General features: G+C 69.3%; 20 protein-coding genes. 8 read left to right on the plus strand and 12 right to left on the minus strand.

Annotated features, from left to right (window positions below; translation table 11 throughout):
- Positions 1-2: 2 nt before the first annotated feature.
- The gene (locus AAW51_RS16510; RefSeq protein ID WP_053013647.1) at positions 3-818 is read right to left on the minus strand and encodes a GGDEF domain-containing protein; all 816 of its coding nucleotides are present in this window, start codon (positions 816-818) and stop codon (positions 3-5) included.
- 149 nt (positions 819-967) lie between these two features.
- On the opposite strand from AAW51_RS16510, the gene AAW51_RS16515 reads away from it, so the two are divergent.
- On the plus strand, positions 968-3,544 hold the full coding sequence (locus AAW51_RS16515) for an FtsX-like permease family protein (protein ID WP_083438354.1): 2,577 nt from the start codon (positions 968-970) through the stop codon (positions 3,542-3,544).
- Positions 3,544-4,638: a lipocalin-like domain-containing protein gene (locus AAW51_RS16520; RefSeq protein WP_417903624.1), complete on the plus strand. Its 1,095-nt coding sequence runs from the start codon at positions 3,544-3,546 to the stop codon at positions 4,636-4,638. Before AAW51_RS16515 ends, AAW51_RS16520 begins: the two co-directional genes overlap by 1 nt.
- A gap of 33 nt (positions 4,639-4,671) precedes the next feature.
- Here the strand turns inward: AAW51_RS16520 and AAW51_RS16525 are convergent, their stop codons facing one another.
- From AAW51_RS16525 to AAW51_RS16540, 4 genes are all read right to left on the minus strand, one after another.
- Positions 4,672-6,264: a DHA2 family efflux MFS transporter permease subunit gene (locus AAW51_RS16525; RefSeq protein WP_047195478.1), complete on the minus strand. Its 1,593-nt coding sequence runs from the start codon at positions 6,262-6,264 to the stop codon at positions 4,672-4,674.
- 16 nt (positions 6,265-6,280) lie between these two features.
- Positions 6,281-7,594 (minus strand): HlyD/EmrA/EmrK family protein, encoded by a 1,314-nt coding sequence (locus tag AAW51_RS16530; protein WP_047195479.1) that lies wholly within the window; start codon positions 7,592-7,594, stop codon positions 6,281-6,283.
- 21 nt (positions 7,595-7,615) lie between these two features.
- Positions 7,616-9,103 (minus strand): efflux transporter outer membrane subunit, encoded by a 1,488-nt coding sequence (locus AAW51_RS16535; protein ID WP_047195480.1) that lies wholly within the window; start codon positions 9,101-9,103, stop codon positions 7,616-7,618.
- A 92-nt stretch (positions 9,104-9,195) separates the two neighbouring features.
- Positions 9,196-9,687, minus strand: coding sequence for a MarR family winged helix-turn-helix transcriptional regulator (locus AAW51_RS16540; protein WP_047195481.1), 492 nt, complete (start codon positions 9,685-9,687; stop codon positions 9,196-9,198).
- A gap of 70 nt (positions 9,688-9,757) precedes the next feature.
- Between AAW51_RS16540 and AAW51_RS16545 the strand changes: the two genes are divergently transcribed.
- The 4 genes from AAW51_RS16545 (at position 9,758) to xth (ending at position 14,125) form a co-directional block, all read left to right on the plus strand.
- Positions 9,758-11,620 (plus strand): ABC transporter transmembrane domain-containing protein, encoded by a 1,863-nt coding sequence (locus tag AAW51_RS16545; RefSeq protein WP_047195482.1) that lies wholly within the window; start codon positions 9,758-9,760, stop codon positions 11,618-11,620.
- Between the two features lie 101 nt (positions 11,621-11,721).
- Complete coding sequence (locus AAW51_RS16550) at positions 11,722-12,534, plus strand: thymidylate synthase (protein WP_083438355.1); 813 nt, start codon at positions 11,722-11,724, stop codon at positions 12,532-12,534.
- 194 nt (positions 12,535-12,728) lie between these two features.
- A complete protein-coding gene (locus AAW51_RS16555) occupies positions 12,729-13,238 on the plus strand; it encodes a dihydrofolate reductase (protein ID WP_047195483.1) in 510 nt (169 codons plus the stop codon).
- Positions 13,239-13,357: 119 nt separating this feature from the next.
- Entirely contained in the window at positions 13,358-14,125 is a 768-nt protein-coding gene (xth, locus tag AAW51_RS16560; protein WP_047195484.1) for an exodeoxyribonuclease III, read from the plus strand.
- Positions 14,126-14,148: 23 nt separating this feature from the next.
- Here xth and ntrC read toward each other — a convergent pair whose 3' ends face one another.
- From ntrC to AAW51_RS16595, 7 genes are all read right to left on the minus strand, one after another.
- Positions 14,149-15,675, minus strand: a complete 1,527-nt coding sequence (ntrC, locus tag AAW51_RS16565; RefSeq protein WP_047195485.1) for a nitrogen regulation protein NR(I) — start codon at positions 15,673-15,675, stop codon at positions 14,149-14,151.
- Positions 15,676-15,774: 99 nt separating this feature from the next.
- On the minus strand, positions 15,775-16,809 hold the full coding sequence (gene glnL, locus AAW51_RS16570; protein WP_083438710.1) for a nitrogen regulation protein NR(II): 1,035 nt from the start codon (positions 16,807-16,809) through the stop codon (positions 15,775-15,777).
- 95 nt (positions 16,810-16,904) lie between these two features.
- Positions 16,905-17,429, minus strand: coding sequence for a hypothetical protein (locus AAW51_RS16575; protein ID WP_047195486.1), 525 nt, complete (start codon positions 17,427-17,429; stop codon positions 16,905-16,907).
- A gap of 213 nt (positions 17,430-17,642) precedes the next feature.
- Positions 17,643-19,061, minus strand: a complete 1,419-nt coding sequence (gene glnA / locus AAW51_RS16580) for a type I glutamate--ammonia ligase (RefSeq protein WP_047195487.1) — start codon at positions 19,059-19,061, stop codon at positions 17,643-17,645.
- Between the two features lie 309 nt (positions 19,062-19,370).
- Positions 19,371-20,165 (minus strand): competence/damage-inducible protein A, encoded by a 795-nt coding sequence (locus tag AAW51_RS16585; protein ID WP_047195488.1) that lies wholly within the window; start codon positions 20,163-20,165, stop codon positions 19,371-19,373.
- Between the two features lie 21 nt (positions 20,166-20,186).
- On the minus strand, positions 20,187-21,044 hold the full coding sequence (locus AAW51_RS16590) for an EI24 domain-containing protein (RefSeq protein ID WP_047195489.1): 858 nt from the start codon (positions 21,042-21,044) through the stop codon (positions 20,187-20,189).
- 118 nt (positions 21,045-21,162) lie between these two features.
- Entirely contained in the window at positions 21,163-21,723 is a 561-nt protein-coding gene (locus tag AAW51_RS16595; protein WP_047197929.1) for a DUF1415 domain-containing protein, read from the minus strand.
- Between the two features lie 112 nt (positions 21,724-21,835).
- Between AAW51_RS16595 and AAW51_RS16600 the strand changes: the two genes are divergently transcribed.
- Complete coding sequence (locus AAW51_RS16600; protein WP_047195490.1) at positions 21,836-23,218, plus strand: NAD(P)/FAD-dependent oxidoreductase; 1,383 nt, start codon at positions 21,836-21,838, stop codon at positions 23,216-23,218.
- On the plus strand, positions 23,211-23,492 hold the full coding sequence (locus AAW51_RS16605) for a hypothetical protein (protein WP_047195491.1): 282 nt from the start codon (positions 23,211-23,213) through the stop codon (positions 23,490-23,492). The genes AAW51_RS16600 and AAW51_RS16605 overlap by 8 nt, the downstream gene beginning before the upstream one ends.
- Positions 23,493-23,503: the final 11 nt, after the last annotated feature.

Here is a 23,503-nt window from a genome sequence, read left to right on the forward strand (position 1 = left end):
GCTCAGCCCGCCACGCCCGCCGCGGCCGTCTGCCAGCGGGCACCGCAGACGCGGTTGCGTCCGCTGCGCTTGGCGTCGTACAGCGCGACATCGGCCTCGTGCAGCAGCGCGTCGAGCGATGTCATCTCGGGCCGCAAGGCCGCCACGCCGAGGCTGATGGTGGCCTCGACCGTCTCGTCACGCCAAGCCAGCGCCAGGCGAGCCACCTCCTGGCGGATGCGTTCGGCCATCGCCAGCGCACCGGCGAGGTCGGTCTGCGGCAGCAGCACGGCCAGTTCTTCGCCGCCCAGCCGGGCCAGCAGGTCGGTGCTGCGCAGCGTCGCGCGGCAGGCCAGCGAGATCTCACGCAGCAGCACGTCGCCACACTGGTGGCCGTGGGTGTCGTTGACGCGTTTGAAGTGATCGGCGTCGATCAGGATCAGCGCCAGCGGTGTGCCATAACGCCGCGCCCGCAGCAGCTCGACCTCGCCCACCTCGCGGAAGTGGCGGCGGTTGAAGCTGCCCGTCAGCTCGTCGGTGATGGCCAGCTGGCGGATGGTCTGGCGCGAGCGTTCCAGTTCGTAGAGCAGCTTCAGCACCACATAGCCAGTGAGCGGCGCGACCGACAGCACGCACACCGCCGTCGCCGCCAGCGCCGTGGCGACGGAGCGGCCGGCCAGCCAGGTGATGGCCCCGCTGATGGACATCGACGCGGCCAGCACCCCGCAGGTGTAGAACAGGTTGGCCCGCGCCAAGCCAGCTTCGAGCACCCAGGCACGCAGCGCCTCCCAGCGCAAGGCGTTGGGATCGCGGCGGCTGGGGGAGGCGTCGGCGTCCAAGGTCGGTCTCGAAAACACGAGATGTTGACACGAGGACAGGGCGTTTGCGTGAAAATTTCACGCGTCCCGTCCCTAAGTCCCTAGAACAAGGGGGCCCGCCCGGGTGCGCCGGCCTGTGCCGCCCGCTCCATGCCGCCAGCCCGTACCCGATGCCACCCTCTACCGCCCTCGCCCCCACGCCGCCGTCCCCGCCGCAGCGCACCCCTGCAGCGCCGCTGTACCAACTGCTGAGCCTGTACTCCTGGCGCGAACTGCGCCATCACCCGTGGCGCCATGCGTCCGCGGTGCTGGCGGTGCTGCTGGGCGTCGCGCTGGCGTTTGCGGTGCACCTGATCAACCAGTCGGCCCTGAGCGAGTTCAGCGCCGCGCTGCGCTCGGTGAACGGCCAACCCGACCTCAGCCTGCGCGGGCCGCAAGCCGGCTTCGACGAAACCCTCTACGGGCGCGTGGCCGCGCATCCGGAGGTGCGCCAGGCCAGCCCCGTGGTGGAGGTCGACACCTACGCCCGTGCGGCCGACGGCACCCGCCAGCCGCTGCAAGTGGTCGGGCTCGACACCCTGGTGGCCGCCGGCCTGTCCCCGGCGCTGCTGCCCCGGATCGCCGAGGACCAGCAAGGCTTCGACTTGTTCGCCCCCGACACGATCGCCCTCAACCCGCAGGCCCGGCAGGCACTCGGCGTGGCGCCGGGCGACCGGCTGCAGGTGCAGACCGGGCTGCGATGGGCAACGCTGCGTGTCATCGGCGACGTGGCCGCGTCCGGGGCGCCCCTCGGCGTGATGGACATCGCCGGCGCCCAATTGGCCTTCGATCGGCTGGGCCGGCTGTCGCGCATCGACCTTCAGCTCGCCCCGGGTGCGTCGGTCGACCAGGTGGTGACCTCGATCGGCCTGCCGCCCGGGGTGGTGGCCCAGGCACCGCAGCAGGCGGCCGAGCGCATCTCGAACGTCTCGCGCGCCTACCGCGTCAACCTCACGGTGTTGGCGCTGGTGGCCCTGTTCACCGGCGGATTTCTGGTGTTTTCGGTGTTGTCGCTGTCGGTCGCCAAGCGCCAGCAGCAGTTCGCGCTGCTCGGCGTGCTCGGGCTGAGCGCCGCAGAACGGCTGCGACTGGTGTTGGCCGAGTCGGCCCTGCTCGGCCTGCTGGGCAGCGTGCTCGGGCTGGCGCTGGGCACCGGGTTGGCGGCGCTGGCGCTGCGGCTGCTGGCCGGCGACCTGGGCGGCGGCTACTTTCCGGGGGTTGCGCCGCGGCTGCTGTTCTCGCCTGGCGCGGCACTGCTGTACGCAGGCCTGGGTCTGGCCGCCGCCCTGCTCGGCGGCTGGCTGCCGGCGCGCAAGGCGCAACGCCTGCTGCCCGCCCAGGCCCTGAAGGGCCTGGGCGACGTACAAACAGGCCGGGCGCGGCACGGTCTGGGCCTGGCCTTGCTGGCGGCGGGCGGTGGCCTGGCCACGTTGCCGCCGGTCGCCGGGCTGCCGGTGTTCGCCTACCTGTCGGTGGCGGCACTGCTGGTCGGCGGTATCGTCTGCGTGCCGGACGTGGTCGGCCTGCTGCTGGCGGCCCTGGGGCCCGGACGCCGGCCCGAGAGCCTGTTGGCATACGAGCGCGCCCGCCGCATGCGGCTGTCGGCCACCGTCTCGGTCGCGGGGGTGGTGGCCAGCCTGAGCCTCGCGGTGGCCCTCACCGTGATGGTGGCGAGTTTTCGCGACTCGGTGACACGTTGGCTCGACGTCGTGTTGCCAGCCGACCTGTACGTGCGCACGGCCACCCGCAGCGCCGCGGCCGACGCGGTGTTCCTGCCACAACCGCTGGTCGACACGGTCGCGACCCTGCCAGGAGTCGCCCGCGTCGAAAGCCTGCGGGTCACCAGCCTGACGCTCGACCCGGCGCGGCCCGCCGTGGCGCTGATCGCCCGCGGGCTCGGCGACGTCACGCAGACCCTGCCGCTGGTCGGCGAACTGGTGCCGGCCGAGCCGGGTCGCGTCAGCGTTTATGTCAGCGAGGCGATGGTCGACCTTTACGGCGCCCGCCCCGGCACCCGGTTGCGCCTGCCGCTGCCGGGCGCCGCGACGCCGCTCGAGGCGCACGTGCGAGGCGTCTGGCGCGACTACGCGCGGCAGCACGGGTCGGTGGTGATCGAACGGGCGGACTTCACGCGCCTCACGGGCGACGCACGCGTCAACGACCTGGCCCTGTGGCTCCGCGACGAAGCGGCGCTGGGCGCCGTGCAGCAGGCGGTGCGCGGCCTCAGCCCCGATCCGCAGCTGATCGAATTCGCCTCGGCCGGTGAGATCCGCGCCACCTCGTTGCGCATCTTCGACCGCAGCTTCGCGGTCACCTACTGGTTGCAGGCCGTGGCCGTGGCGATCGGCCTGTTCGGAATCGCGGCGAGCTTTTCAGCGCAGGTGCTGGCCCGGCGCAAGGAGTTCGGCCTGCTGCAGCACCTGGGCTTCACGCGCGGCCAGGTGCTGGCAGTGGTGGCCGGCGAAGGCGCAGCGTGGACGGCGGCGGGCGCCGTGCTGGGCCTGGCGCTGGGCCTGCTGGTCAGCGTGGTGCTGGTGCATGTCGTCAACCCGCAAAGCTTCCACTGGAGCATGGACCTGCTGCTGCCCTGGGGCCGCTTGCTGGGCCTGTGCCTGGCGGTGGTCGTCGCCGGCAGCCTGACGGCCTACGGGGCCGGGCGCGCCGCGGTGACCCGCGACGCGGTGCTGGCGGTCAAGGAGGACTGGTGATACGACGACGCGACGGCCTTCGGGCCTTGGCCGGATGGGTGGGCCTGCAGTGGCTGCCGACGGCTGGAGCGACCCGCCGCCCGGTGGTGCTGCCGAACACGCCGCTGCGCTTCCCGCACGACTACGGCTCGCACCCGGAGTACCGCACCGAATGGTGGTACGTGACGGGCGCGCTGAAAACGGCGAGCGCGGCCCGCTTCGGCTTTCAGGTCACCTTTTTCCGCTCACGCGTCGATGCGGCCGCGCCGGCCCGGGCCAGCCGCTTCGCGGCCACGCAGCTGATCCTCGGCCATGCCGCTTTGACCGACCTGGGCGCCGGCCGGTTGCTGCACGAGCAGCGCAGCGCACGCGCCGGCTTCGGCCTGGCGGAGGCGGCCGTCGGCGACACCGACGTGCGGCTGCGCGACTGGGTGTTGCGGCGCCGCGGACCTCCGGGCGGCAGTGTCTACGAGGCACGGCTCGACAGCCCGCGTTTCGCGCTCGACCTGCAGATCCGCGAACGCCAGCCGCTGCTGCTGCAAGGCGAGGCCGGCTACTCGCGCAAGGGCCCGCTGCCGGAGCAATCGAGCTACTACTACTCGCAACCGCAGCTCGCCGTGCAGGGCCGGCTGCGACTGGCGCGGCAAACCCACGAGGTGCAGGGGCAGGCGTGGCTCGACCACGAATGGAGCGAAGAGGTGATGCACCCGGACGCGGACGGCTGGGACTGGATCGGCATGAACCTCGACGACGGCAGCGCCTTGAGCGCGGCGCGCATGCGTCGGCGCGACGGGTCGACCTTGTGGGCCGCCGGCGTCTGGCGCGACCCGACGGGCGAGCGCCGCAGCTTCGCCCCCGACGAGGTGCGCTTCAGCCCGGGGCGCCGCTGGGTGAGCCCCGCCACGCAGGCGAGCTACCCGGTGGAATGGCAGGTGGAGACGCCTGTGGGGCGCTACACCGTGCGCGCCTTGCTCGACGCGCAAGAGCTGGACAGCCGGGCCACCACCGGCGCGATCTACTGGGAGGGCTTGAGCGAACTGCTCGATGCTCGCGGGCAGCGGGTGGGCCAGGGCTACCTGGAGATGACCGGCTACGCCGACCGGCTGAGACTCTGAGAAGCATCGAACCGCTCTGAGTCTCAGCAGGATTCAGTGCGCCCCGCCCGCGTCTACTGCCGCCGCCCCGCCCTGGCGCCGCCGGGTCAGCCACAACATCGAGATCAGCGAGACGAACAGCACCGCCGACGCCAGGAAGATGTCGTCGGCCGCGCGCGTGTAGGCCTGCTGGTCGATCATCCGGGTGATCTGCGCCATCGCCTGCTCCGGGCTCAGCCCCGCGGCGGTCAGGCGGCCCAGCGCGTCCTGCCACGCCGGGTCGCCAGCGCCCAGGCGCTCGACCAGATGGGCGTGATGCAGCGTGGCCCGGTTCTCCCACAGCGTGGTCGACAGCGAGGTGCCCATCGCGCCCGCGGTGATGCGCACGAAGTTGCTCAAGCCCGAGGCGGCCGGGATGCGGTCCGGCGTCAGGCCCGACAGCACGATGCTGTTGAGCGGGATGAAGAAGAACGCCATCGCCGCGCCCTGCAGCAACGTGGGCACCATGATGTGCTGCAGATCGGTCTGAACCGTGAAGTGCGAGCGCATCCACAACACCAGCCCGAAGCCCAGGAAGGCGACGGTGGCGAGGCCGCGCGGGTCGATCCGGTGCACGTTACGGCCGACCAGCGGCGACAGCAGGATGGCCAGCAGCCCCACCGGCGCGAGCGCCATGCCGGCCGCGGTGGCGGTGTAGCCCATGAACTGCTGCAGCCACAGCGGCAGCAGCACCACGTTGCCGAAGAACAGCCCGTAGGCGACGGCCAGCGTCAGCGAGCCGAGCGTGAAGTTGAGGCGGCCGAACAGGCGCAGGTCGACGATCGGGTGTTCCTCGGTCAGCTCCCAGGCCAGGAAGAAGGCGAAGCCGACCACGGCGACCACCGCATAGGCGACGATCTCGTGCGAGCTGAACCAGTCGAGTTCCTTGCCCTTGTCGAGCAACATCTGCAGCGCGCCGACCCACAGCACCAGCAAGGCGATGCCGACCGCGTCGACCGGGAGCTTGCGCGTCGGCGTCTCGCGCTTGGCGTAGATGCTCCAGGTGATGCCTGCGGCCAGCAGGCCGACCGGCACGTTGATGTAGAAGATCCAGGGCCACGAGATGTTGTCGGTGATCCAGCCGCCCAGCAGCGGCCCCATCACCGGCGCCACCAGCGTCGTCATCGCCCACATCGCCATCGCCATACCGGCCTTTTGCGGCGGGTAGCTCGACAGCAGCAAGGTCTGCGACAGCGGGATCATCGGCCCGGCCACCAGCCCCTGCAGCACGCGGAACAGGATCAGCAGCTCCAGGGTCGGCGCAAAGCCGCACAGCCACGAGGTCAGCACGAACAGCAGCACGCTGGCGGTGAACAGCCGCACGGCGCCGAAGCGCTGCGTGAGCCAGCCGGTCAACGGCACCGAGATGGCGTTGGCCACCCCGAAGCTGGTGATGACCCAGGTGCCCTGCGTCGGGCTCACGCCCAGATCGCCCGCGATGGCCGGCAGCGAGACGTTGGCGATCGACGAATCGAGCACGTTCATGAAGGTCGCCAGCGACAGCGCCAGCGTGCCGAGCACGAGCGAGCCGCCCTGCAGCGGCCCGGGTCGCGCCGGCAAGGCCGGTGGCGGTGCAGCGGCGGCGGGGGAAGAAGCGGTGGCACTCATCGGGTCGCTCCGATGGTCACAGATGGGCCGACGATGTTTGCGCCGACCGTGCCGCATGCGCGGAGGAGGTGTCGGCCGCCGGCGCCGCCACCGTGGCGGCGTGGCGGGCCGACCGACCCGGCGTGCCCAGGTTGGCGGCGATGATCTTGCGCACCGCCGCTTCGGCGCCTCGGTCCAGCCCGTCCCCCCCGCTGGCCTGCGCGGTGGGCTGACGGCGCGGGGCGTCGGCCAGGGTCTTGCCACCCTGGTCGGCGACGTCGACCCGGGCCTCCATCGACAGGCCCACCCGCAGCGGGTGCGCTTCGAGTTCACGCGCGTCGAGCGCGACCCGCACGGGCACCCGTTGCACCACCTTGATCCAGTTGCCGGTGGCGTTTTGTGCCGGCAGCAGCGAGAAGGCCGCGCCGGTGCCGGCGCCCAGGCCTTCGACCTTGCCGTGGTACTCGACCTTGCTGCCGTAGACGTCGGCGATCAGCGTCACCGGCTGGCCGATGCGCAGACGCTGCAGCTGGCTTTCCTTGAAGTTGGCGTCGACCCACACCTGCTTGAGCGGCACCACCGACATCAACGGCGCGCCGGCCTGCACCCGCTGGCCGATCTGCACGCTGCGGCGTGCGACATGACCTTCCACCGGCGCGGCCAGCTCGGTGCGCCGCAGCGCCAGATAGGCCTCGCGCACCCGCGCGGCGGCGCGCTGCACGTTGGGATGGGCGTCGACGCTGGTGCCGTCGGTCAGCGACTGATTGGAGGTCAGCTGCTGCCGGGCCGCGGCCACCGCGGACTCGGCCGCGGCGACGGCACTGCGCGCCGCATTCAACTGGGCGTTGGCATGGTTGAACTCTTCCTTGCCGACCGCGCCGGTGGCCACGAGCGGGGTCCGGCGTGTCACGTCGTCCTGCGCGCGCGCCAGCTCGCTGCGGGCCCGTGCAAGGTCGGCCTCGCGCAGCGACACCTGCGACTGCAAGGCACCGTTGTTGGCGAACAGCACGCGCACTTCGCGCACCGTCTGCGCCAGCTGCGCCTCGGCCTGTTCAAGCGCCACGCGCGCGTCGCTCGCATCGAGCGTGACCAGCGTCTGGCCGGCGCGCACGTAGTCGGTGTCGTCGGCGGCGATCGACAGCACCGTGCCGCTCACCTGCGGCGTGATCTGCACCACGTTGCCCTGGACATAGGCGTTGTCGGTCGTTTCGTACTGGCCGCCGAACAGCAGCCCGTAGGCGCCATAGGCGGCGCCCACCAGCAGCACACCAAGGGTGACGGCGAGCAGCGCCTTCTTGCGTTGGGCACGGCGGGGGGAAGTGGCGGCGACGGGGGTCTCGGAGGGGTTCATGGCAGGGGCCTCGGTCGGTGTTCAGCGTTCGATTTGTGGGTGGTGGGCGGCGTGCTGTTGCGACGGCGCCGTGTCGGCCGGCGTGTAGCCGCCGCCCAGCGCGCGGATCAGCGCCACCTGGGTGTCCAGCGCACGCGCCTTCAGTTCGGTGGTCTCGCGGCGCTGCGCCAGCAAGCGCGTCTCGGCGCTCAGCACCGTCAGGTAGTTGCCGAGGCCGGCCCGGTAGCGCTGCAAGGCGAGGTCGTATGCGCTCTCGGCGGCGGCCGCGGCGGCTTGCTGCTCGCGTTGCTGACGCGCCACCGACTGCACCGACGCAAGCTGGTCGGCGACATCGCGCACGGCGTCGAGCACGGTCGCGTTGTAGCTGTGGACGGCGGCGTCGAGGTCGGCCGTGCGGCCGCTCAGGTTGGCGCGCAGGCGCCCGCTGTCGAAGATCGGCAAGCGCAACGCCGGGCCGATGCCGTATTGCTCGCTACCGCTGTCGAACAGACGGTCGAGCCCGATGGCGGACAGGCCGGCGAAGGCGACCAGGTTGACGTTGGGATAGAACTGCGCCTTGGCCGATGCGACATCCTGGCTCGCCGCCTCGACCCGCCAGCGCGCCGCCTCGACGTCGGCACGGCGGCCCAACAGGTCGACCGGCACCGCCCGCGGCAGCGGCAGCAGCGCCACCGCCGCCAGCCGGGGCTGCAAGGTGGCGAGCGCCTTCGGCCCCTGGCCGGTGAGCGCGGCCAAGGCATGCCGCGCCAGCGCGATCTGTTCGTCCAGGGCCTCGATCTGCTGGCGCGTTTCGGGCACGGCCCCTTCGCCCTGGCGCAGTTCCACCAGTGTGTCGAGCCCGGCGCTGACCCGTTGGCGCGTCAGGCCCAGCAGTTCTTCGCGCTGCGCCAGCGTGCGGGCGGCCACCTCGCGCTGCTCGACCAGCCGGGCCAGCTGCACATAGGCCCGCGTGACATTGGCCGCCAGCAGCACGCGGGCGGCGTGCAGGTCGGCTTCGGCCGCGCGCTGTGCGCCCAACGCGGCTTGCAAGGCCGCCGCGTGGCGGCCGAAGAAGTCGAACTCCCAGCCGGCGCTCAGCTGCAAGCTGCCGCTGGTGCGCATCGAGCCGGCCAGCGGGGGCGGCACCGCGCCGTTCTCGGTGTAGTGCTGGCGTGTCACGTCGGCCGCGCCGTTGACCTGCAGGCCCGCGGCCGCTTCGGCGCCCGCGGCGCCGGCGGTGGCGCGCAGCAAACGCGCGCGGGCCACCTGCAGGTTGGGGCTGCCGTCGAGCGCTTGCACGACCAGCCGGTCGAGCGTGGTATCGCCGAAACCTTGCCACCAGGTTCCACTCACAGCGGCCGGGGCGGCGGCCGCCTCTTGGGGCGACGGCGCGAGCCCCAGCGCTTCGGGGCGCAGCGGCTTCGCCGCCGGCTCGATGCCCGAGTAGTTGGCGCAGCCGGCCAGCGTCAGGGCCAGTAGCAAGGTTGTCGCGAGGCGCGGGGCGGCGACACGGCGTGCAGCAGTCTTCATGAAACTTGCTCCGACTGTATTTGCCTAGGCAATTATTTGAGTCAAAAAAATCCGCGCGCGAACGCGGCACTCTCCTGGTGCAGGCGCCGACCTCACCCGTCGCCCGCACCGTCCTTGGCCAGCGCGGCGTTGGCCAGCATGCGGCGCAAGTAGCCCTTCAGGGTCTCGAACTCGTCGGGTGTGAAGCCCGCGAGATGGGCGTTCATCACCTCCGACAACACGCCCGGCACCTGGTCGGCAATGCGCGCGCCTTCCGGCGTCAGCTCGACATGCACCATGCGACGGTCTTCGGTCGACCGCACACGCTTGCACAAGCCCTTGGCCTCGAGCCGGTCGAGCAGCCGTGTCATGGCGCCGGTGTCGGTCTGCGTCTGGCGCGCCAGCTCGGCCACCGACGTGGCCTGGCAAGAACGGATCTTGTAGAGCGGTGCCCACTGGGCGTTGGTCAGGCCGTGCGGCTCGAGCCGCTTGTCGACCGCCTGCGCCAACTGGACCAGCACCCGCCGCATCAGATAACCGACGCTCTCCTCGGCCGTGTAGGCCTCGGCGCGGTAGAACTCGGCGGGAGGGGGTGTTTTGGACATGGCGACAGATTAGTTGCCTAGGCAGTGTTTGTCAAGGCAGGATCGCCGCAACGCGTATGCTGCTGTCCCCATGGCTTCCACCCTCCCCGCTGCCGCCGCGGCCTCGCCCGCATCGTCTTCCACCACCGCCCGGCCGCGCTCGCGGTCGGTGCGTTCGCTGTCCGGCTTGGCGCCCTTCTTGCGCCCTTACCGCGGCCGGATCGCGCTCGCCGCGGTGTTTCTGCTGCTCGCGGCGCTCAGCACGCTGGTGTTTCCGATCGCCCTGAAGGCCTTGATCGACCAGGGCCTGGTGAGCGCCGACCCCGGGCAGCGCTTGTTGGCCTTGCGTGAGCACTTCCTGATGCTGTTCGGCGTCGGCATCGCGTTGGGGCTGTTCTCGGCCGCACGCTTTTATATGGTGAGCTGGCTGGGCGAGCGCATCACGTCGGATTTGCGCAACGCGGTCTACCGGCACGTCGTCGGTCAGAGCCCCGAGTTCTTCGAGACCACGCAGACCGGTGAGGTGCTGTCGCGCCTCACGACCGACACCACCTTGGTGCAAACCGTGGTCGGCTCCAGCCTGTCGATGGGCTTGCGCAACACCGTGATGGGGCTGGGCGCGCTGGCCATGCTCGTCGTCACCAACCCTTATGTGATGACGCAGGTGCTGGGCATTCTGGTGCTGGTGGTGCTGCCGTCGCTATGGTTCGGGCGGCGCGTGCGCAGCCTGTCGCGCGCCAGCCAGGACCGGGTGGCCGATTCGAGCGCGATCGCCGCCGAGGTGCTGAACGCGGTGCCGGTGGTGCAGAGCTACACCCAGGAGGCGCACGAGGCGGCTCGTTTCGACACGTCGACGGAACGCGCCTTCGCCACGGCCGTGCGGCGCACCCGCGCGCGTTCGGTGCTGGTGGCCTTCATCATCATCGCCACCTTCGGCGCGCTGCTGTGGGGCTTGTACCAGGGCACCGAGGCGGTACTGCGCGGCCACATCAGCGCCGGGCACCTGGGGCAGACGGTGGTCTATGTGATCCTGCTGGTCAGCTCGGTGGCGGTGCTGGCCGAGGTCTACGGCGACCTGCTGCGTGCGGCCGGCGCCACCGAGCGGCTGATGGAGTTGCTGGCGACACGTTCGGGCATTGCGGAGCCCGCCCAGCCCAGGGCGCTGCCGGCGGTGTCGGCCGGCTCGGCCGTGCGTTTGCACGACGTCAGCTTCTGCTATCCATCGCGTCCGGCCTCGCCCGCCCTGCAGCACTTCAGCCTCGACGTGCGGCCGGGCGAGACGGTGGCGCTGGTGGGGCCCAGCGGCGCCGGCAAGAGCACCGTGTTCCAGTTGCTGCTGCGTTTCTACGACGCGCAGCGCGGTCAGGTGGAAGTCGACGGCGTGCCGGTGCGCGAAACCTCGCTGCAGGCGTTGCGCCAGCGCATCGGCATCGTGCCGCAGGACAGCGTGATCTTTTCGGCCAACGCGCTCGAGAACATCCGCTACGGCCGCCCCGACGCCAGCGACGCCGAGGTGGAGGCCGCCGCCCGCGCCGCCTTCGCTGACGACTTCATCCGCGCCCTGCCGGAGGGCTACCGCACCTTCCTCGGTGAGCGCGGCGTGCGGCTGTCGGGCGGGCAGCGCCAACGCATCGCCATCGCCCGGGCGATGCTCAAGAACCCGCCGCTGCTGCTGCTCGACGAGGCGACCAGCGCGCTCGACGCCGAGAGCGAGCGGATGGTGCAGGCAGCGCTGGAGGCGGCGATGCGTGACCGCACCACGCTGGTGATCGCGCACCGTTTGGCGACGGTGCAGCGGGCCGACCGTATCGTGGTGATGGAGCATGGGCACATCGTCGAGGTCGGCTCGCACGCCGAGTTGATGGCGCGCGATGGGCTGTACGCCCGGCTGGCGGCGTTGCAGTTCGAGGTGCCGGAGGCCGACGGCGCGGACGCCGAATCGCCGCTGGCGTAGCGCTGGCGGACACGGTGGTTCCCGTCGGTCCCGTACCGGCTGCCGGCGCGCGCCGGAACGTCGGATAATCCCATTTCCCCAACGTTGCCCGCAGGACTCCCGTGACCCTCCGCCCGGTACGCAGCCAGTACGAAGACTTCATGCGCCTGGTCTACACCCAGGGCGTTGCGAAGACCGACCGCACCGGCACCGGCACGCGCAGCGTGTTCGGCCATCAGATGCGCTTCGACCTGAACGAAGGCTTTCCGATGGTCACGACCAAGAAGCTGCACCTCAAGTCCATCGTGTACGAGCTGCTGTGGTTTCTGCGCGGCGACAGCAACGTGCGCTGGCTCCAGGAGCACGGCGTGTCGATCTGGGACGAATGGGCGCGCGAAGACGGTGATCTGGGCCCGGTCTACGGTGTGCAGTGGCGCTCCTGGCCGACGCCCGACGGCGGCCACATCGACCAGATCGCCGAGGTGATCCAGACGCTCAAGAGCAACCCGGACTCGCGCCGCATCATCGTCAGCGCCTGGAACGTGGCCGAGCTGTCCAAGATGGCGCTGATGCCCTGCCATGCCTTGTTCCAGTTCTATGTCGCGGAAGGCCGGCTGAGCTGCCAGCTCTACCAGCGCAGTGCCGACATTTTTCTGGGCGTGCCGTTCAACATCGCCAGCTATGCGCTGCTGACCCACATGGTGGCGCAGCAGTGCGACCTGGGGGTGGGCGATTTCGTCTGGACGGGCGGCGACTGCCACATCTACAACAACCACTTCGAGCAAGTCGAGTTGCAGCTGTCGCGCGAGCCCTATCCCTACCCTCAACTGCAGATCAAGCGCCGGCCGGCGTCGATCTTCGACTATCAATACGAAGACTTCGAGATCGTCGACTACCGGCACCATCCGCACATCAAGGCGCCGGTGGCGGTCTGAGCGACGACGCGCGCCGGCCGCCGGGCCCGCCGGCCGCGGCGTAGCAGCGCGACAGGCGGCCGGCTGTGCGGCCGCCGCGCGGTTCTGGCGCCGGCGCACGCCATTGGCACGCCGGATGCCAGTTGATCGGCGCGGCGCCTCCCGGCGGCGCCGTTCTCCGCACCTCCAACCGGCGGCAACGCCACAATAGCGCCATGAGCACGCCCGACTTGCCTGAACTGAGCATCATTGCCGCTGTGGCGCGCAATGGTGTGATCGGCCGCGACAACACCCTGATCTGGCACCTGCCGGAGGATTTGCAGCATTTCAAGCGGGTGACCCTGGGCTGCCCGGTGCTGATGGGCCGCAAGACCTTCGAATCGATCGGCAGGCCGCTGCCCGGGCGCCGCAATGTGGTGCTGACGCGCGACATCCATTGGACTGCGCCGGGCATCGAGGAGGCGCCCTCGTTGCAGGCGGCGCTCGAGTTGCTGAAGCACGCCACCAAGGTGTTCGTGATCGGCGGTGCCCACGTGTATGCCGAGGCGCTGCCGCTGGTCGACGAGTTGATCCTGACGGAGATCGACGCCGACTTCGAGGGCGACACGTATTTTCCGGCGTGGGACCGCCATGCCTTCGACGAGGTGTCGCGGGAATCGCACCGGTCGTCCGAGGGCTGGAAATACGACTTCGTGACCTACCGGCGGAAAGCCGGCGGGGCGTAAAACTCACCAGCAGGTGTCGAGGTCTGGGCCCGGCCCAGCTTCACCCCCTGGCGCTACGCCGGCCGATGTCCTGCCGCCTTCGGGCATGCTCGGTTCAAAATCAACAACTTGTCCTCCGCATGAAACTCGCCACCTGGAACGTCAATTCCCTGGCCGTGCGCCTGCCCCAACTGCTGGCCTGGCTCGCCGAGCACCACCCCGACACCGTGGTGCTGCAGGAAACCAAGCTGACCGACGACAAATTCCCGGTCGCCGAGTTGGCCGAGGCCGGTTATCTCGCGCAGGTGTTCGGGCAAAAGACCTACAACGGCGTCGCGCTGCTCAGCCGCGAGCCGGCGGCGGACGTGGTCAAAAACATCCCGGGCTTCGAGGACCCGCAGGCCCGGGTGATCGCCGGCACCGTCGGCAGCTTGCGGGTGGTGGGTGCGTATTTCCCCAACGGCCAGGCGCCGGGCAGCGAGAAGTTCGCCTACAAGATGCGCTGGCTGGAAGCGCTGCACGAGTGGCTCAAGGCCGAGCTGCAGCGGTACCCGCGCTTGCTGCTGATGGGCGACTACAACGTGGCGCCGGAAGACGCCGACGTGCACGACCCGGTGGCCTGGGCCGGCCAGATCCATTGCACGCCGGAAGAGCGCGAGCACTTTCGCCAGCTGCTCGCGCTGGGGCTGCACGACGCCTTCCGGTTGTTCGAGCAGCCGCCCAAGAGCTGGTCCTGGTGGGATTACCGCAACCTGGCGTTTCGCCGTAACCAAGGCCTGCGCATCGACCACATCCTGGTCAGCGACGTGCTCAAGCCCCAGGTCGCCTCCTGTGTGATCGACAAGCTGCCGCGCAAGAACGAGCGGCCCAGCGACCATGCGCCGGTGGTGATCGAGCTGATCGGCTGACCCCTCCCCCGGCGCGCGCAAGGTCAGTCGTCCAGTCCCAGTTCCTGGATCTTGCGGGTGATGGTGTTGCGGCCGATGCCGAGCTTGTGGGCGGCTTCGATACGACGGCCACGGGTGAGTTCGAGCGCCGCGTGGATCAAACAGGCCTCGAACTGCCGCGTCAGCGCGTCCCAGACGTCGGGGCGGCCGCCTTCGAGCAGATGGCGCGCCTCGCGCTCCAGGTCCAGCAACCAGGTGCCCCCGGCGCCGTTGCCGAGCGGCGCGGGCTGGGGTGCCGGCACTGCGACGGCCAGTTCGTCGGTCGGCGGCAGCGTCCAGCTGGTGGCCACGGGCACCGCGGCGCTGATGGCCGCCGGCGCATCGACACTGACCGGCGGCTTGGGTGACATCGTGGCCTCACCCAGCAGTTCGGGCGGCAGGTCCTTGTCTTCGATCACCTGCGCCGGCGCCATCACCGTCAACCAGTGGCAGACGTTCTCCAGCTGCCGCACGTTGCCGGGGTAGTCGAAGCCGGTCAGGCGCGCCAGCGCCGATTCCGAGATGCGCTTGGCCTCGACGCCGAGTTCCTTGGCACTCTTTTGAAGGAAGAAGCGCGCCAGCGAGGGTATGTCCTCGCGGCGCTCGCGCAGCGGCGGCAACCGCAGCCGGATCACGTTCAAGCGATGGAACAAGTCCTCGCGGAACGCGCCCAGCTTGACGCGCTCTTCGAGGTTTTGGTGCGTCGCGGCAATGACCCGCACATTGCTGCGCAGCGGGTTGTGGCCCCCCACGCGGTAGAACTGGCCGTCGCTCAACACCCGCAGCAGCCGGGTCTGCAGGTCGAACGGCATGTCGCCGATTTCATCGAGGAACAGGGTGCCGCCGTCGGCCTGCTCGAAACGGCCGCGGCGCATGGTCTGCGCGCCGGTGAAGGCGCCGCGTTCGTGGCCGAACAACTCGCTTTCGAGCAGGTCTTTGGGAATGGCGGCGGTGTTGATCGCGACGAACGGCCCGGCGGCGCGCGGGCTGTGCTTGTGCAGCGCCCGGGCCACCAGCTCCTTGCCCGACCCCGACTCGCCGGTGATCAGCACCGTCACGTTGCTCTGGCTGAGGCGGCCGATGGCACGGAACACGTCCTGCATCGCCGGGGCCTGCCCCAGCATCTCGGGCACCTGCGCATAGCGCTCGTCGCCCACCTCTTCGCGCACGCTCTCGTCCACGGCGCGGCGGATCAATTCGACGGCCTTGGGCAGGTCGAACGGCTTGGGCAGGTATTCGAAGGCGCCGCCCTGGAAGGCCGAGACCGCGCTGTCGAGATCGGAGTAGGCGGTCATGATGATGACCGGCAGCCCCGGATGGCGCTCCTTCACATGCGCCAGCAGGTCGATGCCCGACCCGCCCGGCATGCGGATGTCCGACACGAGCACCTGGGGCTCGTCGTGGTCGTCGAGTGCGGCCAGCACGTCCTTGGGGTTGGTGAAGCTGCGCACCGGCAGGTCTTCGCGCGCCAGTGCCTTCTCGAGCACGAAGCGGATGGATTGGTCGTCGTCAACGATCCAGATGGGTTTCATGCGGCGCCTGTAGTCCTTGTCATCGCCCGAGCCCCTCCCCTGGGCTCGGAAGTGCCGCGCACCTCGCGAGGCAGGCCGCGGGGGTTCGACAACTTCGACTCAGGGCAAGGGAATCAGGATCTTGAAGGCCGTGTTTCCGGGTTCGCTCTCGCATTCGATCGTGCCATGGTGCTGCTGCACGAAGGTCTGCGCCAGCGTGAGCCCCAGGCCAGAGCCGCCATCGCGTCCTGATACCAGAGGGTAGAAGATGCGATCGCGGATGGCCTCGGGCACGCCCGGTCCGTTGTCCTCGATATGCAATTCCAATGCCAGACGATAGCGTTGCTTGCCCAAGGTCACTTGGCGGGCGATGCGGGTCTTCAACCGCAGGCAGGCGTCGCCGTTGGACATGCGCTCGCGCAGGGCCTCGGCGGCATTACGAGCGATGTTGAGCACCGCCTGGATCAGCTGCTCGCGGTCGCCGCGAAACTCGGGGATCGAGGTGTCGTAGTCGCGCACCACCTTCAGGCCGCGCGGGAACTCGGCCAGGATCAGCGAACGCACCCGTTCGCACACCTCGTGGATGTTGACGTCGCTCACCACATGCGGCTTGCGGTGCGGCGCCAGCAGGCGGTCGACCAGCGCCTGCAGGCGGTCGGCCTCGTGGATGATGACCTGCGTGTATTCGGTCAGCGCCTTGGACTCGACTTCCATCTGCAGCAGCTGGGCTGCGCCCCGGATGCCGCCGAGCGGGTTCTTGATCTCGTGCGCCAGGTTGCGGATCAGCTCTTTGGTCGCTTGCGCCTGGTCGAGCGCCCGCTCTTCGCGGTCCTTGCGCGTCTGCTGCTCGATTTCCACCAGCTCCACCAGCGCGAGGTCGGCCTGGTCGGTCTGGGTGACGATCACATGCACCGGCAGCGCGTCGGTGCCATTGGCGCCGCCGGGCGAGGCGGGCCGGCGCAGCTGGCCTTCGAAGCGGCTGATCGAAAAGTCGTTGCGGGCGACCGCCGCGACCGTATCGCGCACCACCTCCGGCTCGACGAACCACTCGAACAGCGAGCCGCGCAGCATGCTGCGCCGCGACAGGCCGAGCACCGTCTCGAACGCGGAGTTGACGAACAAACAGGCGCCGTCGGTGTGCACCAGGGCCACCATCGTGGCCAGGTGGTCGAAGGCCGCGTAGGGCGAGGCCCCGATGAAACGTTCGAACAGGGACTTCGGCGTCGGCACGGCAACCGCGGCGGCGTGGGTTACTGCGCCGCGGGCAGCTTGCCGAGTTCGCGCCGGATGGAGGCGATGTCGCTCTCTTTGCGGGCGATGGTGGCTTTCATCTCCGCCACCCGGTCGAGGTATTTCTGGTAGTTGCGCTCATCGCCGCGCCGCTCGGGCTCGCCGTTGTTGTAGTCCTTCTGGAGCGCCGCCAACTGCTCTTCTTCCTTGCGCAGCTCGGCTTCCAGAATGCGGCGGGCGTCGCTGTCGCGGGCGCGTTGCTCGCTCGGGTCGACCTTGGAATCGGCCGGACGCGCGGCCGAGGCGGGCACCGACGCGGTCTTGGTGTCACCACCCTTGCCGTCGGGCCGGCCTGGCGGACGGGTCTGCACGATGGTGACGTTGCCGCCATCGACGACCTTGCAGCCGCGGGCATCGGCGTCTTTCGGGGAGATCGAGTTGGTGAAGTTGTTGCCCGGGCAACGATAGACCTGCCCCTGCGCTTGCACCGCAGCGGCGGTCAGCACACAGAAGACGAGCGTCAGGGAAACGGGTAGGCAACGCATGGTGGATGGGTCTCGATGTCCTGCGGCCCTATTGGACAGCAGGACCGGGGGTCGGTTCGCCGCGAGGAGGGCCGAGTATCGGCCAAAACGCCGCCGGCCGCCAAATCTGCACGATGTGCGGCACTGAAACGACGAAGGGACGGCGCGAGGCCGTCCCTTAGGGGTAGGCCGCAGGGCGGCCTGCCAGTCCGCCCCGGAGGGCGGCCGCCTCGATCAGAGGCTGTAGTACATGTCGAACTCGACCGGGTGGGTCGTCATGCGGAAGCGCGTCACTTCCTGCATCTTGAGTTCGATGTAGGCGTCGATGTAGGCATCGGTGAACACGCCGCCCTTGGTCAGGAAGGCACGGTCCTTGTCGAGGTACTCGAGCGCCTGGTCCAGGCTGTGGCAGACGGTCGGGATCTTCGCGTCTTCTTCCGGCGGCAGGTGGTACAGGTCCTTCGAGGCGGCTTCGCCCGGGTGGATCTTGTTCTCGACGCCGTCCAGGCCGGCCATCAGCAGCGCGGCGAAGGCCAGGTAGGGGTTGGCCAGGGGGTCCGGGAAGCGCGCTTCGATGCGGCGGCCCTTCGGGTTCGCGACGTACGGAATGCGGATCGACGCCGAGCGGTTGCGGGCGCTGTAGGCCAGCTTCACCGGGGCTTCGAAGCCCGGCACCAGACGCTTGTAGCTGTTGGTGGTCGGGTTGGTGATCGCGTTCAGTGCGCGGGCGTGCTTGATGATGCCGCCGATGTAGTACAGCGCGAAGTCGCTCAGGCCACCGTAGCCGTCGCCGGCGAACAGGTTCTTGCCGTCCTTCCAGACCGACTGGTGCACGTGCATGCCGGAGCCGTTGTCGCCGACGATGGGCTTGGGCATGAAGGTCGCGGTCTTGCCGTAGGCGTGCGCGACGTTGACGATGATGTACTTCTGCAGCTGCAGCCAGTCAGCGCGCTGCACCAGCGTGCTGAACTTGGTGCCGATTTCCATCTGGCCGGCGTTCGCCACTTCGTGGTGGTGCACTTCGACCGGGATGCCCATCGACTCGAGGATCAAGCACATTTCCGAGCGCAGGTCCTGGCCGGAGTCGACCGGGGGCACCGGGAAGTAGCCGCCCTTGACGGCAGGACGGTAGCCGGAGTTGCCGTGCTCGTATTCCTTGCCCGTGTTCCAGGCGGCCGCTTCGGACTCGATCTTCACGAAGCAGCCCGACATGTCCACGTTCCAGCGGATGTTGTCGAAGATGAAGAATTCGGGCTCGGGGCCGAAGAAGGCGGCGTCGCCGATGCCGGACGACTTCAGGTAGGCCTCGGCACGCTTGGCCAGCGAACGCGGGTCGCGCTCGTAGGGCTTGCCGTCGCCCGGCTCGATGACGTCGCAGGTCAGGATCAGCGTCGGCTCTTCGAAGAAGGGGTCGATGTTGGCCGTATTGGGGTCCGGCATCAGCAGCATGTCAGATGCTTCGATACCCTTCCAGCCGGCAATCGAGGAACCGTCGAACGCGTGACCCGACGTGAATTTGTCTTCATCGAAAGCGGAAACGGGAACGGAGACGTGCTGCTCCTTGCCCCGGGTGTCGGTAAAACGGAAGTCGACGAACTTGACTTCGTTTTCCTTCACCAGCTTCATCACGTCGGCGACGGTCTTGTTGGCCATCAGGTGCTCCTAGTGGGCGGTTATGTGAGTGGTAGACGAAACTTGGCGGCCCTGAGGCCGCCAAGCTAAGTTGTTCGTGCCGGCCGGTGGCCGTCGAGCGCAGCGGAATTTAGCAGGAACTGTGCCCGTTTGTGGCGCTGCGTGACCCAAAGCGGCACCCGGAAGGGCCCCAAAAAAGGCGGCGCCGGCCGGCGGAAACGCGGACTTTGGCAGAAAAACATCACATTCGCGCTATTCCGCTGCACCCCGAGGGAGAAGGCACCTGCTTGGTGCCACTAAACGCACCTTTTTGGTTCCCACTTGGTGCCCTCAGCGCACCAATTCGGGGCCCAACTCGAGATCGTGTTCGCGCAGGCCGGCGAGCAGGGCCGCGTAGGCCTGCTCGACCTGCGCCGCGGGCCCCTTCACGCCCAATTCGATGTGACGTCCGTGCTCGGGATGGTCCACGCTCGGCAGGCTGAACACCTTGACCGGCGCGTGGGCGGCCTCCAGCCGCTCCATCAACGGCGTGAGGGTCGATTCCATCGAGCCGAACACCACCACTGATTTCTCGACGTGATCGCGTCGGTGGCACCACTCGGCATATTGGTGGTCGAGCACCCATTCGATCATCGGCCAGGCCATGACCGGGAAGCCCGGCACGAAGTGCACCCGCCGCACCGAGAAGCCGGGAATCTTGTTGTAGGGATTGGGAATCAACTCGCTGCCGAGCGGGAACACGCCCATGTTGAGCCGGTGCACGTTGTCGGCGCGGTCGGGCTCGAACGGCAGACCTTGCTCGCGCGCCACGTCGGCCATGCGCTCGAGGATCAGCGCCTTGGCCTGCGGATGCAGCGCCAGCTCGACGCCGAGCGCGCGCGCGGCGCACTGGCGCGTGTGGTCGTCAGGGGTGGCGCCGATGCCGCCGCAGGAGAACACCGGCTCGGGGCCGGCGAAGGCCTCCTGGAGGGCCGCCTCGAGACGCGCCGGATCATCGCCGACGTAGCGCGCCCAGGCGAGCGACAGGCCGCGCGCCGACAACAGCTCGATCACCTTGGGCAGGTGCTTGTCCTGGCGTTTGCCGGAGAGGATTTCGTCGCCGACGATGATGAGTCCGAACTGCATGGCGGGTGTGTTGAGGCGGGGTCAGGAGGTGGAGGATGGCAGCTGCGCGGTCTTCTCGAGCTGGGGTCGTGGCGGCGCTGCGGGCCCTTGCTGGCGCTGCGCGTGCAGCGCCGCCAGGCCGTAATGCGCGAACCACAGCGACGAGAACGCGAACACCAGGGTGTAGAGCCAGATCGACACGATGATCAGCAGGGGTGCCAGGATCAGAGCCGCGGCGCCGACTGCCCACACCAGTGACGGCGCAGCGCCGGCGTAGCCGGTGAGGATGCCGATGCCCATCATCGGCCAGCGGTGCCGGCGCATCAGCTGGCGCCGCTCTTCGGGTGTGGCGTGTTCGGCCAGCGCGTCGAATCCCATCACGCGGTAGGCCAGCCAGCCCCAGATCAACGGCGGCAACACCAGCGCGACAGGCGGGATCAGCCACAGCGGCATCGTCAACACCAGCGCCAGCAGCGCCAGCACCGTGGAGCCGACGTTCCACCCCAGCGAACGCCAGAAGGGTTCGCCATGCCGGCGTTCCAGCGCCGGAAAGCGTCGCAACGTCACGAGCCGCACGATGGCCGGCGTCATCAGCACACCGACCGCCAGCAGCGACGCGACGACGATGAAGGGCACGGCGAGCGCGACCACGATCAGCGGTGCGATCACGGCGCGCAGATTCCCGACGCCCATGGTCTCGAGCCAGCGTGAGGCGGCATCGAGCAGCTTCCACTGGTGCAGTTGCGCGACCACCCCGGACAGTGCGTCTTCCCAGAAAAACCAGCCGAGGGCGAACGCCATGCCGGCGATCAGCAGCAGCGGCAGCAGCGACAGCAGGACGACGCGAGGGTGCAGGCAATAGGCCAGGGCGCGCCAGAAGGAGTCGATCAGCAAGTTCACAGCAGCAACAAGTTCAGGTGAACAAAAGTGTCGGCGGCGGGAGAAGTGCGGGAGAGGTCCAGTAGCTTACGCGACCCGGCACACCCGCCGGGCCCACCCGACCACCCGCCCGGCCCGCTCAGTCGGGCTGCGACATCAACCGGACCCAGCCCTCATGCCCGAGGCGTCGCAAGGTGCGCATGTTGGCCTCGTAGATGGCCTCCGCCTCTGGAAAGGCCTCCACCGCGCGGTCGATGCTGCTTTCGCGCAGCAGGTGCAACGTCGGATAGGGGGAGCGGTTGGTGCAGTTCTCGACGTCGTCCGGTCCGCTGTCGGCGAAGCGGTACTGGGGATGGAAGTCGGCGATCTGCAGCACGCCTTCCAACCCCAGTTGTTGCAGCGCCACCTCGGCGATGCCGAGAAAATCGTTGAACTCCAGGAAGTCGTGCAACACGCCGGGGTGGATCAGCAAGGTGGTGTCGGTCTGCTGCGGGTCGACCTCGGCGAGATGCTGCAACTCGGCGCACAGGTCGTCCAGCAACGCGTCGGTGGCGGTCGCGGCGCTCACCACATAGCGGATCTGCTGTTTGACCTGGACCGCCTTGGCGAACGGGCACAGGTTGAGCCCGATCACCGCGCGCTCGACCCAGCGGCGCGTCGCGGCGACCACGGCATCGGCATCGACGGGTGAGGCACTCATCGTGCCAGTGTAGAGGAAGAGCCGCCCGCGGCGCTGCCGCATGCTGCGGCCCAGCACCCCGCGACACTCTTGATAGACTGCCCCCACCTTATCGAACAGAGACATTCCGACCGTGATCGCCTCCTCGTCCACACGCCCCCGTGTTGTCATCGTCGGCTGCGGCTTTGGCGGGCTCGAAGCCACGCGGCGCCTGGCGCGCGCGGATGTCGAAATCACACTGATCGACCGCACCAACCACCATCTGTTCCAACCGCTGCTGTACCAGGTAGCGACCGCAGGGCTGGCCGCGCCCGCCATCTCGGCGCCGATCCGCCACATCCTGCGCGAACAAATCCGGAAAGGCCGGCTGACCGTGCTGAAGGGCGAGGTCACAGGGCTGGACGCCACGACGCGCGAGGTGCTGTTGAGCGACGGCGCCCGCATTCCCTACGACCATCTGATCGTCGCCACCGGCGCGACCCACAGCTATTTCGGCCGCGACGACTGGGCCCCGGTCGCGCCCGGCCTCAAGACCCTGGCCGACGCCTTCGAACTGCGCAACCGGGTGTTGAACGCTTTCGAGCAAGCTGAACGATATCCTGAAGATCGTCACGACTGGCTGACCTTCGCGGTGATCGGCGGCGGCCCCACCGGCGTCGAAATGGCCGGCACGATGGCCGAGATCGCCCATCACACGCTGCACGACGAATACCGCCGCATCGACTCGCGCCAGGCGCGGGTGGTGCTCATCGAAGGCTCCGACCGTGTGCTGGGCGCCTACCCGGCCGACCTGTCGGCCAAGGCGCAACGTCAGCTCGAACGCCTGGGCGTCGAGGTGCACACCGGCTGCCGGGTGACCGAGATCGACCCGCAAGGCGTGACGGCGCAGTGCCGCAGCGGCGCGCCCGACAGCCCGCCGCAGCCCTACCGCCTGAACACGCGCACGGTGGTGTGGGCCGCCGGTGTGGCGGCCTCGCCGCTCGGGAAAGTGCTGCAGGCGGCCGTCGGCGCGACGCTCGACCGCGCTGGCCGGGTGGTCGTCGAGCCCGACCTGAGCCTCGCCGGCCATCCCGAGATCTACGTCGTCGGCGACCTGGCGGCCGCCAAGAGCTACCCCAAAGGGGAAGGCGAGCCGACACCGGTGCCCGGGGTCAGCCCGTCGGCCAAACAAATGGGCCGTCGCGCCGCCGCCAACATCCTGCGCCGGTTGCGCGGTGAGCCCACCCTGCCCTTCCATTACATCGACTACGGGTCGCTCGCGACGATCGGGCGCAAGGCCGCGGTCGCACAGGTGGAGCTGCCGCTGATCGGCGAGGTGCGCTTCAGCGGCTTTTTCGCCTGGCTGTTCTGGCTGTTCGTGCACGTCTACTTCCTGATCGGCTTCCGCAACCGGCTGATGGTGATGACCGATTGGGCCTGGGCCTATTTCACCTTCCAGCGCAACGCCCGGGTTGTCGTCGAGACCCGTCCCAAACCGCCCGCCGCCGAGCCGGGCCTGGAGCCGCGCCATGACTGATCCGCAACAGACCCTCGACGCCTTGCGCGACAGCCTGGCCGGCGCCCGGCGCGGCGAAGTGCCGGTGGCACAGCTGGTGTCCACCTGGCGCAGCCTGGGCTCCACCCTCACCGCCCTGCCCCCGCGCTATGGCGAGGTGTTGGCGTCGCTGCTGATGCAGCTGGAATCCGGCAGCCTGTTCACCGAGGAAAGCTGCTCGTTCAGCCAGCAGGACCTGCTCGACAGCCTGGGGGTGTGGCTCGACAAGGCCCGGGCGGCCTCGGGGCGGGCCTGAGCGGCGCCGGG

This window comes from Caldimonas brevitalea (assembly GCF_001017435.1).
Lineage (GTDB): Bacteria > Pseudomonadota > Gammaproteobacteria > Burkholderiales > Burkholderiaceae_C > Caldimonas > Caldimonas brevitalea.

Coding starts and splice junctions, on each gene's coding strand:
- AAW51_RS16515 (WP_083438354.1), top strand. CDS start 968: ATGCCACCCTCTACCGCCCTCGCCCCCACGCCGCCGTCCCCGCCGCAG.
- AAW51_RS16525 (WP_047195478.1), bottom strand. CDS start 6,264: ATGAGTGCCACCGCTTCTTCCCCCGCCGCCGCTGCACCGCCACCGGCC.
- AAW51_RS16530 (WP_047195479.1), bottom strand. CDS start 7,594: ATGAACCCCTCCGAGACCCCCGTCGCCGCCACTTCCCCCCGCCGTGCC.
- AAW51_RS16535 (WP_047195480.1), bottom strand. CDS start 9,103: ATGAAGACTGCTGCACGCCGTGTCGCCGCCCCGCGCCTCGCGACAACC.
- AAW51_RS16540 (WP_047195481.1), bottom strand. CDS start 9,687: ATGTCCAAAACACCCCCTCCCGCCGAGTTCTACCGCGCCGAGGCCTAC.
- AAW51_RS16545 (WP_047195482.1), top strand. CDS start 9,758: ATGGCTTCCACCCTCCCCGCTGCCGCCGCGGCCTCGCCCGCATCGTCT.
- AAW51_RS16555 (WP_047195483.1), top strand. CDS start 12,729: ATGAGCACGCCCGACTTGCCTGAACTGAGCATCATTGCCGCTGTGGCG.
- xth (WP_047195484.1), top strand. CDS start 13,358: ATGAAACTCGCCACCTGGAACGTCAATTCCCTGGCCGTGCGCCTGCCC.
- ntrC (WP_047195485.1), bottom strand. CDS start 15,675: ATGAAACCCATCTGGATCGTTGACGACGACCAATCCATCCGCTTCGTG.
- glnL (WP_083438710.1), bottom strand. CDS start 16,809: ATGGTGGCCCTGGTGCACACCGACGGCGCCTGTTTGTTCGTCAACTCC.
- AAW51_RS16575 (WP_047195486.1), bottom strand. CDS start 17,429: ATGCGTTGCCTACCCGTTTCCCTGACGCTCGTCTTCTGTGTGCTGACC.
- glnA (WP_047195487.1), bottom strand. CDS start 19,061: ATGGCCAACAAGACCGTCGCCGACGTGATGAAGCTGGTGAAGGAAAAC.
- AAW51_RS16585 (WP_047195488.1), bottom strand. CDS start 20,165: ATGCAGTTCGGACTCATCATCGTCGGCGACGAAATCCTCTCCGGCAAA.
- AAW51_RS16595 (WP_047197929.1), bottom strand. CDS start 21,723: ATGAGTGCCTCACCCGTCGATGCCGATGCCGTGGTCGCCGCGACGCGC.
- AAW51_RS16605 (WP_047195491.1), top strand. CDS start 23,211: ATGACTGATCCGCAACAGACCCTCGACGCCTTGCGCGACAGCCTGGCC.